Raw genomic sequence first — 15850 nt, 5'->3', positions numbered from 1 at the left:
CCAGGGCCTGTCGGCGTCGCCCACGCCGCAAGTTTTCTGCAACCACCCAGCAAGCCTTTCGCACACCCACCCGGGCACCTCCTCCATACCCCCGGCGGATCGGCAGGGGGCAACGGGAGGAAGCCGTCACGACGGCGGCGGACAGCAGACATTGGGGGATGTCATGTCGGCAATCACCACGTCCTACGGACTGGGACGGGAGAGCCAGAAACCCGAGCACAAGCGAGAGTGGCTGACGCTGGTCGGCCGCAAACGCGTCCTGGTCATCGTGCACACCGTGACCTACGGGAAGCGGCTGCGGGAGGTGTTCTCGCTGCTGGAGTCGGACTTCCGCGTCCAGGTGATGTTCACCGCGCCGCCGCATGAGTTCAGCGACGGGGTGGCGCAGTTGCTCCGCCGGCTGGGCAGTGTGCAGCTCACCTGGCAGGAAGCGGTGCGGATGGAGTTCGACCTCGTACTGGCCGCCGGTCCGCGCGGCGTGGAGGAGATCCGGGGCCCGCTCATCACACTGCCTCATGGCGCCAACTACCTCAAGAAGGTGGGACCTTCGGGCAAGCAGTGGGTGGCGGGACTGTCCCGGCGGGACATCGTCCCGGACGGCAGGCCGCTGCCGGCCGCCGTCGTACTGCCCCACGAGGACGATGCGGGCGAACTGGCACGTCACTGCCCGGCGGCCCTTCCCGTGGCGGTCGTGGCAGGTGACCCGGCGCATGACCGGATGGCGATCAGCCTGCCACAGCGCGACGCCTACCGCAGGGCGCTCGGCATCGGCGCCCGGGAGCGGCTGATCGGCGTGGTCTCCACCTGGGGTCCGCATTCGTCCTTCGGCTCGTTCGAGACGCTGTTGCCCCGGCTCCTGAGCGAGCTCAACGACGACTCCGTACGGGTGGCCGTCCTCGTCCACCCCAACGTGTGGTCCGGGCACGGGGCCTGGCAGGTACGCGCCTGGCTGGCGCAATGCCGGACGCGGGGCATCGCGGTGGTGCCGCCCGAGGCGGACTGGCGTACGGTCCTGATCGCGGCCGACGGCATCATCGGGGACCACGGCTCGGTCACCCTCTACGGCACGCTCACCCACGCGCCGATCCTGCTGGCGGCGTCACCGGAACGGGAGATCAACCCTGCCTCGCCGGCCGCCGCGCTCGCCCTCACGGCACCGACACTGTCGCCCGCCCACGGGCTGCTGGAGCAACTGGACTACGCGGCGGCCGAATACCGACGGCAGGACTACGCCGCCATCGCTGCGCGTATCACCTCCGAACCCGGCCGGTTCAACCGGAACATGCGGCGGCTGATGTACCGCGTCCTGGGCCTCGGCCAGCCCGCGTTCCCGGCCCTCACCCGGCGCCTGCCGCTTCCGCCGGCGCTGGAGACCTGGGTGGCGAGGGATGACGAGGACGCCTGGCACGCGGGAGAGTCGGAGGTCCCGGCATGACTGCGTCCACGTCCGATGCGCCCCGATGGGTGCGGCGCGGCGGCCGGCTGGTGAGCGTCGAACCGGCCATGGCGGCGGGCGGCCGGTGGGCCCTGCCCGGTACCGGGGCGCCGACGCTGCGGATGGTCCTCGGCACACCGGGGGGCGCGTATGTGGTGGAGGCCGCGAGGGAAGGCGTGTACGTCGTCGATGCACAGGGCGACGGGACGGCCGAGACCGCCGATGAACGCGTCGACGCGGGCCGACTGCCCTGCCTGCACGACCACTTCGCGGTCGACGTCGACCTCTGTGTCGAGGAACGCTGGCTCGGATGCGCCGACCTGCTGCACGGCAGCGTCCCCCGCCCACGTGACCACGCCCTGCGCTGGGTGGCGGACGTACTCGCCGACCGGGTCGGCTGCCGACTCGCCACGCTGCCCCTGGATGACGGGGGCTGGGCAGTGGCGGAACGCCGGGGCGGCCGGGGACAGGTGCGACCGTGTCTGGTGCCCGCGCCGTCCTGGTGCGGAAGTCCGCCCACGGCCGCGGACCGAGCGCTGCTCCCCTCTTGCCTGTACGGCTGGGCGGCAGCGGGGCAACCATGGGACAAGCTGGCGTCGATGGTCGTCCTCACGCGCGCTACGTGCACGGCTTGAGAGCCTGCAGCAGGTTCACCCGCCCAGCTCGACCAGCCGCCCCGCCAGCCGCTCCGCCTCATCAGGGCTGTGCGGCAGGTGAGCCGCCCGGGAACGCTCGTAGAACTCCCGGGCGGCATCCGTATCGCCATGGTGCTGGGCACTCCGGCCGAGCAGTTCCAAGGCCCTGGCCCGCCAGTGAGTCGCTCCCGACGCCTCGAATACGGCCAGCGCCTCCCGGAGTTCGCCGATGCCTCGCTCGTAGGCATCGGCCCCGGCGTCTGCGGCCCGCTTCCTCGGAGTTGCGGCCAGTGTGTGCGCGTATCCGAGGAAGGCCAGCGCCCGCGCCGCGTCGTACGGGTCCCGTACCTCGGTCAGCAAGGTGTGCGCCTGGGAGAAGCAGCCGACGGCGCGGTCGATGTCGTCGTCCTCCAGGGCGATCTCACCGACAATGATCCGGGACAGCGCGGCACCGCGCTGATAGCCGCAGCTCTCCCACGCCGTGATGGCCTGGGCGAGGTACGAGACGGCCTGCCCGGTGCGGCCCGCCTCGCGATGACAAGTACCCAGACCGTGCAGCGCCTGACCTTCGTCTCGCACATCGCCGGCCTCGCGCGCGGCAATCAGGGACCGGTGGTACCAGTCGATGGCGTCGTCGATGCGATGCGCGCTGGTGAAGCCGATGGCGCCGGAGTTGAGCATCTGGCGCTCCGCGGCCTGGTCACCGGCGCGTTCCGCGGCGGCAAGTCCCAGTTCGTGGGCCTCGATCCACAGGCCGTAGTGTCTCAGCCGCAGAAACAGCGGCCACATCGCGTCGACGATCTGCCAACCCGTGTCGTACCAGCCCTGTCCGGTCGCGGTGCGGACGGCTTCCAGCAGGTCCAGCCGGTGCGCGGCCAACCACTCCAGCGCCCCGATCTCGTCGTCGAACGGGAGCGGGAGACCGTCGGGACAGAAGGCGAAGTCCCGCCGCAGGGTGAGCTGAATGGGCGTCAGCAGCCGTTGAGCCTCGGTGGCGGTCGCCAGGTACCAGTCGCACGCCCGGCGCAGGGTCTCGCTGCGGCTGCCGTCCGTCTCATCCAGGAAACCACGCTCGCGCGCATGGAGCCGCACCAGATCATGGAAGCGATAGGCGTCAGGTCCGGACTCCTCGATCAGATTGGCCTCGAGCAGCGCGTCGATCAGCCGCTCGGCCACCCGCATGGGCACCCCGCAGACCGCCGCCGCGCTGCGTACCTCGAATACCCGCACCGGCAGCAGACCCCAGCGCCGGTACAGCCGCGCGGCGCCCTCCGACAGGACCGCATACGAGCCGTCCAGTCCGCTGCGTACCGCCTTTTCCCCCTCCACCGTCAGCTCCTCCAGGCGATCGCGATCCTCGGCGAGCGCCTCGACCAGGGCGCGCAGCGGCTGCTTGGGCCGCGCTGCGAGACGCGCGGCGGCCAGGCATACGGCCAGGGGGAGGCCGGCGCACAGCAGAACCACCTCGCGAGCCGCCGCGGCCTCGTTCTGCACCCGTTCCCGACCCACTCCACGCGACAGGAGCTCCTCGGCCGCTGCCGGGTCCAAGACGCCCAGGTGGTACACCAGAGCGCCGTCCACGCCCAGTCCGGTCAGCCGGTTTCTGCTGGTCACGACGGTGAGGCCGCCTCTGCCGCCGGGCAGGATGGGCCGGACCTGGGCCGCGGACAGAACGTTGTCGATCACTATGCCGATCCGGAGGTTCGCGGTGACCGAGCGCCAGAGCGCGGCTTGTTCGGCCAGTCCAGCCGGGACCGGGCCCACTCCGAGGGCCCGTAAGAACTGGCCGAGAATCTCTCCGGGCTCGGCTGGCCCCTCGGGGGAATGCCCGCGCAGGTCGGCGTAAAGATGGCCGTCCGGATACGCCTCGTTGGTGTCGCGCAGCCACCGTGTCACCAACGCCGTCTTCCCGACGCCGGCAGGACCGCTGACCACTATCAGCGGTGCCGAGTGTCCATCGTGCCGGGAGCGCAGATCGTCCAGGGCCGCCAGGTCGTCGTCGCGTCCCATGAAATGGGCGGTGAGGGGCGGGAGTTGGCGTGGGACCGGAAGGGGTGGCTGTCGTGCGGCGCCATGAAGATGGATGCCGCCGGTGACCTCTCCCGCCTGGATGACGGGGCCGTTGAGCTGCGCCTCGCCGCCGACCACGTTCCCGTCCCGACGCATCCGCCCCCCTGTTCCACCAACCCCACTACCGATCACCTCTGCGCCAAAAGTGGACCGACTCACTCACAGATCGGTCACGGATGGGCGATCGGTCGCATATTGATCGGAGGGGAACTACCCATCAAGCACGGCACAGAGACCCTGACATAGGGCGATGGCATAGGAATTCGGCCATTGCGCCAGGCCCTCTGGCCCCTCTTTTGTGACCCCTGTCATAGTCGCTATCGGCGGGGTGTGCGCTGTCGGGGGGAGGCGCTGGTGGAAATCCAAGTGCTCGGCCCGGTCGGACTCGTGGCACAAAGTCGCCGTTTCGGCCTCGGTTCGGACAAAGAACGTCTGGTCCTGGCCTCACTCGCTCTGGAAGCCGGCCGTCCGGTCTCGCTGGATGCGCTCGTCGGCCGCCTCTGGGAGGGCGACCCGCCGGCCAACGACCGTAAGAACGTGCAGGTTTACGTGTCGCGCATCCGCAAGGCGCTGCGCGAGTACGGCGCCGGACCCGACATGCCACGTATCTCACATCACGCGCACACCTACGCGCTGCGCATGGACGCGGACTCGATCGACTGGCACCGCTTCCAGCACCTGACCTCCGAGGCCCGCTCCACAGCGGACCGCGGGGACACCGAAGCCGCCATCGACCTCCTGCACCAGGCCGACGATCTCTGGCGCGGCGACGCGCTCGCCGGGCTACCCGGGCTGTGGCCCGAGCGCACACGGAGGAAGCTCGCCCAGCGGCGCCTTGGTGTCACGTCCTCCCGGATCGCCCTCGAACTGCGGTTGCACCGTTTCGCCGACGTCGTCGGGGACTTGGCCGACCTGGTGGACCAGCACCCCGACGACGAAACGCTGATCGGTCACCTCATGGTCGCCTACTACGGATGCGGACGACACGCCGACGCCCTCCGCGCCTACCAGGTCGCCTTACGCCGACTGCGCGCCGAATTGGGCACGGAGCCGGGTGAGGAACTGGCGCACATCCATCAGCGCATCCTCCGGCGCGCGCCGGTGCAGGACCTGCTTCCCGGGAGCGCCGAGTCCGCCGGATCCACCGGGGCTACGGGGCCCGCCATGCCTCTCGCATCCGCCACGCCCGCCGGCGCCCTCGCGGCCACCTGGTCCGCCGCGGCCCCCTCCGGCGCCGTGCCGCCCGTAGCGATGCCCGCACCGCACAACCTTCCCCGGCAGTCCGCTCTCATCGGACGGCATGCGGAGCTACGGCGGCTGAGCCAGACCGTCGAAGCGGTTGCCGACCACGGGTCGGTGGTCACCCTGGAATCGATCTCCGGGATGGCGGGGATCGGCAAGACGGCGCTGGCGATCAATGCCGCGCGACACATGGGCGACCGGTTCCCCGACGGGCAGCTCTATCTCGATCTCCGCGCCCACGCGCGCGTACAGGAACCGCTGGAAGCCGGCCAGGCGCTCGCCATGCTGCTGCGGCTGCTGGGCGTTCCCGCCGACGCCATCCCCGCCGACGTCGAGGAACGCACCGCGCTGTGGCGCACCATGCTGGCGCGCCGGCGCGTGATCCTCGTCCTGGACGATGCCGCCTCACCCTCCCAGGTCATCCCCCTCCTCCCCAGCGACTCCCCCAGTCTGGCGATCGTCACGAGCCGATGGCACCTGGCCGGCCTGCCCGGCGCCCACTCCCTGGCTCTGGACGTACTGCCGCCACAGGACGCGACTGCGCTCTTTCTGCAGTTCGCCGGGGAGCACCGCAGCCAGGACATCAGAGAAGTCGAACAAATCGTCCATCTTTGCGGGCATTTGCCGCTGGCGATCGAGCTGGTCGCCAACCGCTTCAGCGCCCACCCGTCATGGACGCTGGCCACCCTCCGCGAGCGCCTCACACGCGGTTCGGGACGGCTGGGAGAAATCCGGGACGGCTTCCGCGAAATAGGCCCTGCATTCGAAATCTCGTATCACACGCTGACGCCCGGCCAGCGGTCCGCATTCCGCCTTCTCGGTCTGCATTTGGGATCGGAGTTCGGACCATACGCGGCTGCCGCCCTGCTGAACCGGTCACTGGAGGCCACCGAGCGACTCCTCGAAGACTTACTACAGTGCCACCTGCTGCAGGAACCCGCCCCTCACCGGTATCGATTCCATGATCTTCTGGGCGAGTACGCGCGTGCCCTGGTCAACTCCGAGGATGACGACGCCGAGCGATGTAATGCCCTCAGCCGATTAACCGATTTCTATCTGTGCACCGCGTCACGGGCCGACGCCCTGATCTACCCTCAGCGGCTGCGCCTGGCCCATGAAGTCGCCCCAGGCCCTTGGCCCTTGCCGCCCTTCAGGGATGTCGATGACGCCCGGTCCTGGCTGAGCCTCGAACGCGCCAACCTCCTCACCACAGAGCACTACAACCGCGTTCACAGCTCCCCCGGGCGCGCCGCCCAGCTCTGTCACATACTGGCCGGCTTCCTCGACACCGAATGCCACTGGACACACGCCGACCGGCTGCACGGACACGCCGTCAGCCACTGGCAGCGCACCGGTGACCAGCGCGCGCTCTGCCTCGCCCTGCTGGATCTGGGCGGCGCGCACGCACAGACCGGCCACTACCCGCAGGCCGAGGAAGCCTGCCACCGCGCACTGGAACTGGCCCGCGCCCTGGGCGATCCGGACGCGGAGAGCGAGGCGCTGCGCGCGCTCGGCGTGCTCGACTGGAATCGCGGAAAGTACCGGACCGCCCTGGACTTCTACTTGCAGGCGCTGGCCGTACAGAATGAATCCGGAAACGCCGCGAACCGTGCCAAGTACATGAACAACATCGCCATCGCCCTGCTGCACCTGGGTGAGTACCAAAAGGCCCAGGAGCGTTTCCTGGAAGCCATTGACGAATCCCAGCGAGCCGGCGATACGAGGACCGTCGGCAAAACGAAGAACAACCTGGGCGATCTCCATTTACGCATGGGAAATATCCCATTCGCTCGACGGTGCATCGAGGAAGCGCTCGACATCGCCAAGGAGATCAGAAACCCACATGACGAAGCGATAGCCCGGTTCAACCTCGCGGACATTACGGCACTCGCCGGAAACGCCAAGGAAGCATCAAAGCTCTACCGGGACTGCCTCCTCGATTTTCAGCGACTCGGTGACCGGAAGAACGAGGCCAACGGACTCATCGGCCTCGGCGCCGCCCAGCACGACCTGGGGCGCTTCCCCGAGGCCATCGAATACCACACCCGGGCGCTTGACCTCGCGCGCAGCATCGGTGCCCGCTACGAGGAGTGCCGCGCCCTGCGTCATCTGGGGAACGCGGAAGCCGCCATACGACAGCTGCGGCCGGCCGCCGAGCACTTCGAGTCCGCACTCCTCCTGGCCCGCCGCACCCAGGATCCCGAGGAAACCGGGCGAACTTTGGAGGCCCTGGCGGAAATCCGGCACGATGAGGGCTCCCTCGATACGGCGCAAACGCTCTGGAGAAATGCCCTTGGCATATTCCAAGAGCTAGGCGACGAGAGCGCGGCCACACGCGTGAGCAACCGGCTGCGACAAACCTCGAATGGGGCGACGGGCTGAGCCTCAAAGGTTCTCTCCAGGACCTATGCACTGGATTTCGCAATGCCGCACATCCCCGTGTAGCGTCGCTTGCGTATTGCATTGATTCCTCGACCCCATTAACCGTCGCTTCACATGCGCGCACGGATCCAGGGGCACAATATAAAGTTAGGCTAACCTCATGATGCGTGCTGCATCTATCGGTCTGCTCGCCCTTATCCCGACGGTGGCGATGGCCGCCGACCAAGCACCCCCCACGACCCACCCATCGACAGTCGTCGTACCTTCCGCATCACACACCCACGCCGCCCACGAGACGTCAACCGCTGCCGCACCCACCATCTGCAACCCGTCTTTCAGGCAGGACGCCTGAAGAAATCATCGGCGTGGGCCCCGCCCGGACCGAGGTCCTGGCGGGGCCCACGCCTCAGCTCATGAGGAACGCCGCGTCCCAGCCGGTGGTGTCCACTGGCGCGGTTCCGCGGCGGGCGGCGGCGTAGTCGGCCAGGGCGAGGGCGATGCCGGCGGCGCCGTCCAGCAGCCCCGGGTGGTGGACCCGGTGCGGTGCGGGCCGCGACGTGCCGGAGGGCGGCAGAACCTGGCGATAGCCGAAGGGAGTTCGGGCGTCGAAGTCCGCCACGAGTTCCCGGGCGAGGGCGTCCGCCGCCGTCCACAACTCCGTCGACCCGCCGGCGGCGGCCATCCGACCGACGATGTGCAGGATGCCCGCGCGGCCGTGGCAGAAGCCCGGATCGACGGCGGTGACCGCGTCCCGCGGGCGGTGCACGAGGCCGCGGACCGCGTCCCGGGCCAGGGCCGTCAACCGGTGGTCGTCGAGCGCCTGCCCGGCCAGCTGCAGGGTCCAGGCGATCCCGGATGTCCCGTAACACCATCCCGGTGAGCTGCTCCCGCCCGCTGCCCCGGACGGCCGGCGTCGCGGGGGCGGCGGGGCAGGCTCCCCGGGCGCCTTCGAACAGGCGGCGACGCGGCCGGGCCACTGGGTCCCGCGGTCGTCGGCACGGCCCACGCCCAGCACCCAGTCAGCCATCCGGCGCAGGGCGTCCCGCATGCCCGGCACCCGGTGTCCGGCGCGGTACGCCAGCGACATCAGCGCGAGCGGACCGCAGATCCCGTGGGCGACGCCGACGTTGAGGTCGCCTCTGGGGAACTCCGCGCGCTCGCGCGCGAGGAGATAGCGGTCGGGCGCGCACCACCACCCCGGCACCTGGCTCCCGTCGCCTTCCGCGGGGCGCACGGGGTGCGTCATCCCGACCAGGAAGTCCAGGACGTCGTGGAGCACCTGCGCGCACCGCTCGTCGCCGTCGTCGGCTGCCGCCAACAGGCCGCGTGCCTGTCCCGCCAGGCCCGAGATCACGTCGTAATCGCCGTACGCCAGTCCCGGGCCGTGCTCCTGCCGCCGCGTCACGAGCCGGGCGACGCGCGCCCCGACGTATGCGGCGTGCACCTCGGCGGAGCGCGCCAGCAGCCGGGTGTACCCGCCGTGGGCGTGCGCATGGAGCCGTGCGGGCAGCAGCAGATCACCGACCGCGGCCGGGCCGGCGTCGGTGGTCGCCGCCACGGCGGCCGCGAGATGGGCGTGCCCGATCGCCGCGTACCGTGCGTCGTCCCGGGCGCACCGGGTGTGCAGCAGCGCGATGCCGGGGTACCCCAGCAGCAGCGATGCGGGCTGCCAGGCGGGCGGCGGCACATCGGACGGCAGCGCGGCGAACGCGCCACGGGCGGCGCCGGCCACCCGCTCCGGCGAGCTCAGCAGCTCGGCGACGCGGTGGGCGGTGTCCGACGCCGCGTCGCACAGGGCGCGGGGTGTCGTCATCCGGTGTTCCTGTTCCGCTTCCGGGCGAGCCACAGCGCCAGCGCCTCACGGGCCGTCACCTGAGCGGTCAGTTCCTGTTCGGGACCGGGACCGAGCAGCCGGTTCACGTGCATATGGGTCAGGCTCAGGGCGATCCGTGCCCGCCGCCCGGGGTCCGGCGCGCCGGCGGACAGCGCCTCGCGCAGATCGGACAGCGCCGCGGCGCGGGCGCTCCACCCCGCGTCCCCGCCGTCCGTCGCGGCCGGCGGCCGGGGCCTGGCCCGGGAGTCCAGCAGAGCGGCGACGGCCTGTTTCCGCTCCCGCGGGATGTCCCCCCGGCGCGCCAGCACCGCCGGGCTGCTGAGCCAGCCGAGCGCCTCGTCCGGGGAGCCGAGGCGGGTGACGATGTCGAGTATGCCCGGCGCGGCCTTCGGGGTCGGATCGTCCGGCCGGGCGGCGGACCCGGTCAGCAGAGCGACGACCGCCTCGCTGTCGGCGTGGAAGAAGCGCTCGGCATGGGCGAGGGCGGCCGGTCCCCCGTACCGTTCGACCTCGGGCTCGTAGGTGTCCAGGACCACCTTCCCGAGGACCCCTGCCTCCTCGCGCGCCCGCGCCCAGGCATGGAGTTCGGGCAGCAGCACCGGCCACAGGGACTCCGGCGTGCCGTGGAAGCGCAGCCGGATGTGCGGGGCCGGATCCTCGTAGCGGACGAAGAACCAGCGGTCGACGCCGGCTCTGCGCAGCAGCCCGGGATCGGTCAACGGCCCGAGGTGGCGGGCCAGCACCTCCGCCTGCCGGGCCCGCGGCACATGGATCTTCGCGTAGAGCCACTCGCCACCGGGCAGATGGGCACGCGCTCCGCGGCCCGCGGCGGCGTCGCCCGAAAGGGGCGGTACCGGCGCCGCCACGGGGCCGGCCGGCCGGGTGCCGCGCGCGGTGTCCGGGCCGGTGGGCCTGGCGCGGACGCCGGTGGGCCTGGCGAAGACGGGGAAGAAGAACTCGGCGGCATGGGCCCCCTCGGGGCCCCGGAACCACTGCCGTTCCGCCGGCCCCGCGAACCGCTCCACCACCGTCAACCCGGGCGCCCGCCGCGTCTCGTCGCGGAACACCAGGAGGTGCAGCGGGTCGTCGAGATCGACCGCGACGCGGTGGTCGGCCTTGGTGAGCAGCACCTGCCGGGGGACGTCCCAGCGCCGCCGCCACCGCCCGACCTGTCCGCTCCACTCCTCGTCCCCGCGGTCGGCCGCGGCACGCAGCGCGCGGTCCGGCAGCCAGCGCGCCGGGGAGAGCACGGTCCGGCCGTGGCGCACCCGCGGCAGCGCGGGCGCCGCTGCCCAGCCTCCCCAGCTCCACGGCGCGCAGAAGGACCGCCCCTCCTGCCCGACCTCCAGCAGGAACCGTGCCACGTACGGAAGATGGCGGCCGCTGGGGTTCAGCATCGAGTACGACAGCGGCCGGACCCTTCGACCGGTCACGGTGTCGACGAGCCGGAGGCCGTCGGTGTCCGCGCAGACCGCCAGGTGCTCCACACGCAGATCGTGGGCCGTCTCCGCCGCGGCGGGTCCGACCCCCAACGGGATGCGATGGGACAGCCATTGGGGTACGGCGGACACATTGGCGGACCGCATCACCCGGGGCCGGAAGGCGACACAGGCGGGGACCTCGTCCTGCGGTGCGCTCCGCTCGGTGCGCAGCGCCAGCTCCCGGACCTGTGCGGCCGACCGGCCGAGCACCGGCGCGAACCGGCTGAAGGTCGCCCCGGCCAGCGGGGAGACCGCATCGGGCGCGAGCACCAGATGGAAGTCCCCGCCGCACAGGGCGTCCCAGCCCGGTGTCACCAGCTCGGCTCCCACCTCCATGCTCGGCGGCGCGGCCCCCCGCTCCGCCTGCTCCAGGGCGCGTACGGTCTCCTCGTCGAGCACCACTTCCCGGCCGCCGCCGCGGGCCGCGGCCATCAGCAGCTCGCCGAGCACCAGGTCGCGCGTGCCGGGCCCGGCGGCGGGCGGTGACGCAGGGGGCCGACGGTAGTCGCGGGGCAGCCCCAGCCCGCGGACGTCGTCGAGCAGTTCGAGGACCGGCACCGACCGGTCGGTGCCGTACCGCTCCAGGAAGTCCAGGTGGTAGTCGCGCAGGTGCGGACTGCCGCGGTGGACGGGAGAGGTCCGCCACAACACCGTCGCGGCCCGTTCCGCTTCCCGGGCCACTTCCTGCGGCAGGGTCAACCGCACCGTCGGCGCCAGGTCCGTCTGGAGGACGTCCGCGGCGGGCCGCACCGCCCGCATCCGCTCACCGACCGCGGTCAGCCGGGCGCGCCGGCCGTCCGGCGGCGCGGCGTCCAGGGAACGCAACTCGGCCCGCAGGACGTGCAGTTCGTGGGCCGTGGGGTGGTCGACTCCCCGCAGCCGGTCGCATACGTGGTCGAGGGGGGCGGTGCAGTCGGGCGGCGGGGTCAGGTCGCCGAGCAGGAAGTGGCCGCGGACGAGTTGCCGGATGCTGCCTTCGATCGCGCCCCGTGGCGCGTGCGGGAACTCCCGCCCGGCCGCCGCCACCAGCCGGGGATAGGGCGTGGGGTGCGCCGCGGCCGCCAGGAGCTGCCGGACCACCCTGGTGTGACGCACCGACCCGGCCAACTGCCGCTCGCCGTGGCGGTCGTGGTGGTCGACCAGCACCAGCCGGCCGTCCCGTACGACATGCAGGTTGTTGGCCGTGAGCCGCGAACGCTCCAGCACGGCGGGGACGTCGAGCAGCGGCTCCAGAACGCCGTCCAGCCAGGCCGCGTCCGGCCGGGTCACCCGGCGCCCGCCGCCGATCGGCTCCCGCGCGGGCGCGGGGCCGAACCCGGCGAGGCCGACCCCCGCGAAGAGGCCGAAAGGCGTGGGTCGGTGGGACATCCGCGAGTGGTACTTGGTGAGCGAGAGCGCGATCCGGCGCAGGGACCTGAGCCTGAGCTGCTCCCCCGCGACGGCGCGGTCGACCTCCGCCGCCAGGCCCGCGCTGGCCAGGGCCACCGCCTCCATGAGCCGTGGGTCGGCGGCGAGTTCGACTATCCGACGGCGCAGCCGGTCCTCGTCGTACGGGGCCGCGTCGGACGACCGCGACCGCCTCCCAGGGGCGTCCTCCGGGGGCAGCGGGAGGGCCGCTGCGCGTACCAGGACCACCGTCCCGCATGCGAAATCAACGTCACCCGTACCACCCACGCCGGCCCCGCCCCGATCCCCGTACGCTCCTTCACCTGACAAGGGTGCGGGGTGGCGGGGACGACGTCCCGGGCACCACCCCGCGCCTGTGGCTCGGCGGCCGTTACCAGCCGCAGCGCCAGGACGTGGACGGACACACCTGCGTCATGAGCTTCGACTCCTGGGCGTCCACGGCGACCGTGGCCGAATCCACGATGTCCACATCCAGGTCGAGGTCGAATTCGTCCATGCTGATGGTGGCGTTCTCCATGGCCCCTCCAAGGAAAGCTGTTTAATTCCGGAGCAATTCCGGTGGTACGAACAGATTTCGCAACCGTCGAGGTATTCCATCCGAGGCCACAGACCACGTCAAGCGCCTTTGTCGAAGGCGGCGTTGAGCCGCCTTCGACACGCGCCCCGGCGTTCGCCACCGAGCACTTGCCCGGTCGAACGCCCATCACGGGGAAACGGGGGCCGTCCGCCCGCCGCTCGGGGGATGGTTCGGCGGGCGGACCCGGCCGGCGGGCGCCCGACCGCCGGCTTCGGCCCCCGTACTAAGAGTCAACTCCTTTCCCGCCGTTGATGACAGCGTGTGAATGCGCCATCTCCGTGCGCCTGGTTCGCACCCCGTGCGAAACGCTCACGCTGCGTCACTTCGCACGGGGTGTGAACCGCTGACCCGGATCCGCCCGCCGCACACGCTCCCGCCTTCCCTCCCTGGGCAGTTGACTGGATCGGGTAACCACCCGACCGTCACTCGGAGAAGGAAAGAGGAGCGGAACGTGACCGCCCATCGGGACCCCGATACGATCGCCGCCGACTTAGCGGAGCTGCGACGCCTACTCGACGTACGCACCGCCACCGTCGACGGTCAGCTCAGGCTGCAGGCCCAACGCTGCGAGCAGAACACCAGGGACGCGGACGAACTCCAGGCCCGCATCACGCGGTTGGAGAGCCGCCGCTGGCCGCTGCCCTCGCTCGCCGCACTCGCCGGGCTCGCCGCGGGGGCGGCCGCCTTGTGGCAGGCGTACGGGCACTGAGGCCGGCCGGCGTCAGCCGAGCCGGATGTGGTGCAGCATCAGCAGCGCCGCGGCCATGTTCGCGGCCGGCACCTCCCCCCTCGCGACCATGTCGGGCACCAGCTTGAGGTCGATCCACTCCCGCCGGTCCGATTCGAAGTCGTCCTGCGGCGCGCCGAGGTACTCCGCCCGGTCGGACCAGTAGATGTGGTGCCGCGCGTCGGTGAGGCCGTTGGACGGCTCCACCGAGAGGAGGTGTTGGAGGGGTCCGGGTCGCCACCCGGTCTCCTCCTCCATCTCCCGCGCGGCCGCGGCGACCGGGTCCTCCCCGTCCTCCACCACGCCGGCGGCCAGTTCCCAGCCCCAGCTGTCGGTGATGAACCGGTGCCGCCACAGCAGCAGCACCTCATTGGCCTCGTTGACCGCGGTGGCCACCGCCACCGGCCGCATCCGGATCAGGAAGTGATCCAGGTGACGGCCGTCGGGGAGTTCCACATCGGCCAGATTGACCCGGAACCAGGGATTCGCGTAGACCGGCTTTTCGCTGAGATTGTTCCAACGCACGTAACTGCCACCTTCCGCTTGAGGGCCGGCAAGGTGACACGAGCCCGGTCACAGCGGAACGCGCAGCACCTCGTCGATGAGATCGGCAGCCTCGTCCGTCGCGGCACTCCCGGTCTCCGCCAGATGCTCGCGCACCGCCCGCAGCCGGTCCCGCAGGCGTTGCGACTCCATGCCCCGAGCCTGCTCCGTCATCTCCGCGGCGTTGGCCACGGCCCGGTCCGCATCCCCTTGGCGCAGCTCGATATGGGTGAGCATGGCCAGCCGGTGAACCCGGCCGCGGTCGTGTGCGGGGGTGTCCACGGCGGCGTCCGCCTGCTCCCGGGCGGACCGTAGGTCCCCGAGGCTGAGCAGCGCCTCCGCCACTTGTACGTTCACCAGGCCCGGCTGCACATAGCCCGTCTCGGCGGGCTCCAACCCCGGGCGGATCCGCTCCGCCGCGGCCTCGGCCCGCCGGATGCAGTCCAGCGCGCCCGCGCCGTCGCCCAGCCGGGCATACGCCTTGGCCTGCATGGCGTAGAGGTCGGCCGAGAGCGCCGGGGTGAGCTGCCCGCCGGCGGTGCGCAGGGCCGCCTCAGCGAAGGCGACCGCCTGGCGGTACTCCCGTACGAAGAGGGACTGGTTGACCAACAGCGCGATCACATACGCGCCGAGTCCGCGGTCCCCGCTGGCCTTGGCCAGCCGCAGCGCCTGATGGAAGTAGCGCTGGGCCAGCCCGAGAGCGTCCGAGTCGTACGCGCAGATGCCCGCGACGGCCACCAGCCCACCGGTCGCCCGGTGCAGCTGACGCCCCGTCGCGTCGCTGTAGCTGCCCCGCAGCAGCGGCGCCGCCTCGGTGTTGAGGAATCCGACGATGCGCGCTCTGGTAGCGATACCACCCGCCTTCCGGTACATCTGCTCGTAGTGGGTCCGCGCGACCCGCAGCATCTCGATGTCGGCCATCCCGACCCGGGTCACCCCGTCGCGCGAGACGTCGAAGTCCTCCGGCGGGTTCTCCCACTCCCACACCGGGATGATCGCCGAGGTCCCGGTGAGCGCGGGCGCCGCGACCACGTGCGGCCGCTGCTGCTCGTCGGACCGCCACAGCGCGGTGGCCCGCTCGACGAACCCGGACAGCGGGGTGCCCGGGGCCTGGCGCGCCCCCGGCCCGCTGAGCCCGATGTCGGCCAGGCCCACCGGCCGGTGCAGCCGCTCGCCGAGGATCTCGCAGATCAGGTCGGGCACCTGCCCGCGCGGCCGCTGCCCCTTGAGCCAGCGCGCCACGGCCGTGTGCTCGTAGCGCAGCGCGAGCCCGCGCCGCCGCCCGAGGTGGTTGATCCGCGTCGCGAGCCCGGCGTGCGAGATACCGGCCTCGTCCAGGATCGCGTCGAGCAGCGTGTTGGGCTCCATGCCTCGCCCCCAAGGACGTACGGACTCCGTAAGTCCAGCGTAATCAGGGGGAGTTCACACCCCGTGCGAAACGGCGCCGAACCGGCCGGCGGCGTCCGCCCGCACAGCACGACGGGCCCCCGCCCACCAGTGTGGACGGGGGCCCGTAC

General features: G+C 71.5%; 10 protein-coding genes. 4 read left to right on the top strand and 6 right to left on the bottom strand.

Annotated elements, in window-relative coordinates; genetic code table 11:
* Positions 1–163 precede the first annotated feature (163 nt).
* Positions 164–1435 (top strand): hypothetical protein, encoded by a 1272-nt coding sequence (locus tag SNOUR_RS31205; RefSeq protein ID WP_067353660.1) that lies wholly within the window; start codon positions 164–166, stop codon positions 1433–1435.
* Positions 1432–2070 (top strand): hypothetical protein, encoded by a 639-nt coding sequence (locus tag SNOUR_RS31200; RefSeq protein ID WP_159425938.1) that lies wholly within the window; start codon positions 1432–1434, stop codon positions 2068–2070. Before SNOUR_RS31205 ends, SNOUR_RS31200 begins: the two co-directional genes overlap by 4 nt.
* Positions 2071–2085: 15 nt before the next feature.
* Here SNOUR_RS31200 and SNOUR_RS31195 read toward each other — a convergent pair whose 3' ends face one another.
* The gene (locus tag SNOUR_RS31195; protein ID WP_079142977.1) at positions 2086–4236 is read right to left on the bottom strand and encodes a tetratricopeptide repeat protein; all 2151 of its coding nucleotides are present in this window, start codon (positions 4234–4236) and stop codon (positions 2086–2088) included.
* Positions 4237–4494: 258 nt separating this feature from the next.
* On the opposite strand from SNOUR_RS31195, the gene SNOUR_RS31190 reads away from it, so the two are divergent.
* The gene (locus SNOUR_RS31190; protein ID WP_159425937.1) at positions 4495–7764 is read left to right on the top strand and encodes an AfsR/SARP family transcriptional regulator; all 3270 of its coding nucleotides are present in this window, start codon (positions 4495–4497) and stop codon (positions 7762–7764) included.
* 406 nt (positions 7765–8170) lie between these two features.
* Here SNOUR_RS31190 and SNOUR_RS31185 read toward each other — a convergent pair whose 3' ends face one another.
* The 3 genes from SNOUR_RS31185 to SNOUR_RS46440 all read right to left on the bottom strand — a co-directional run bounded on the left by SNOUR_RS31185 (position 8171) and on the right by SNOUR_RS46440 (position 13003).
* The gene (locus SNOUR_RS31185; protein ID WP_067353656.1) at positions 8171–9577 is read right to left on the bottom strand and encodes a lanthionine synthetase C family protein; all 1407 of its coding nucleotides are present in this window, start codon (positions 9575–9577) and stop codon (positions 8171–8173) included.
* Entirely contained in the window at positions 9574–12714 is a 3141-nt protein-coding gene (locus SNOUR_RS31180) for a lantibiotic dehydratase (RefSeq protein WP_067353653.1), read from the bottom strand. Before SNOUR_RS31180 ends, SNOUR_RS31185 begins: the two co-directional genes overlap by 4 nt.
* A 142-nt stretch (positions 12715–12856) precedes the next feature.
* Positions 12857–13003, bottom strand: coding sequence for a hypothetical protein (locus SNOUR_RS46440; protein WP_159425936.1), 147 nt, complete (start codon positions 13001–13003; stop codon positions 12857–12859).
* Positions 13004–13514: 511 nt separating this feature from the next.
* Between SNOUR_RS46440 and SNOUR_RS31175 the strand changes: the two genes are divergently transcribed.
* Positions 13515–13772 carry a hypothetical protein gene (locus tag SNOUR_RS31175; RefSeq protein WP_067353651.1) on the top strand — a complete coding sequence of 86 codons (258 nt, stop codon included), beginning with the start codon at positions 13515–13517 and terminating at the stop codon, positions 13770–13772.
* A gap of 12 nt (positions 13773–13784) precedes the next feature.
* Here the strand turns inward: SNOUR_RS31175 and SNOUR_RS31170 are convergent, their stop codons facing one another.
* Complete coding sequence (locus SNOUR_RS31170) at positions 13785–14315, bottom strand: NUDIX domain-containing protein (RefSeq protein ID WP_039637920.1); 531 nt, start codon at positions 14313–14315, stop codon at positions 13785–13787.
* Between the two features lie 48 nt (positions 14316–14363).
* Positions 14364–15701: a tetratricopeptide repeat protein gene (locus SNOUR_RS31165; RefSeq protein WP_067353648.1), complete on the bottom strand. Its 1338-nt coding sequence runs from the start codon at positions 15699–15701 to the stop codon at positions 14364–14366.
* Between the last annotated feature and the right edge of the window lie 149 nt (positions 15702–15850).

The sequence above is a fragment of the Streptomyces noursei ATCC 11455 genome, from assembly GCF_001704275.1.
GTDB lineage: Bacteria > Actinomycetota > Actinomycetes > Streptomycetales > Streptomycetaceae > Streptomyces > Streptomyces noursei.
This window is presented reverse-complemented; position numbering and strand designations above follow the sequence as displayed.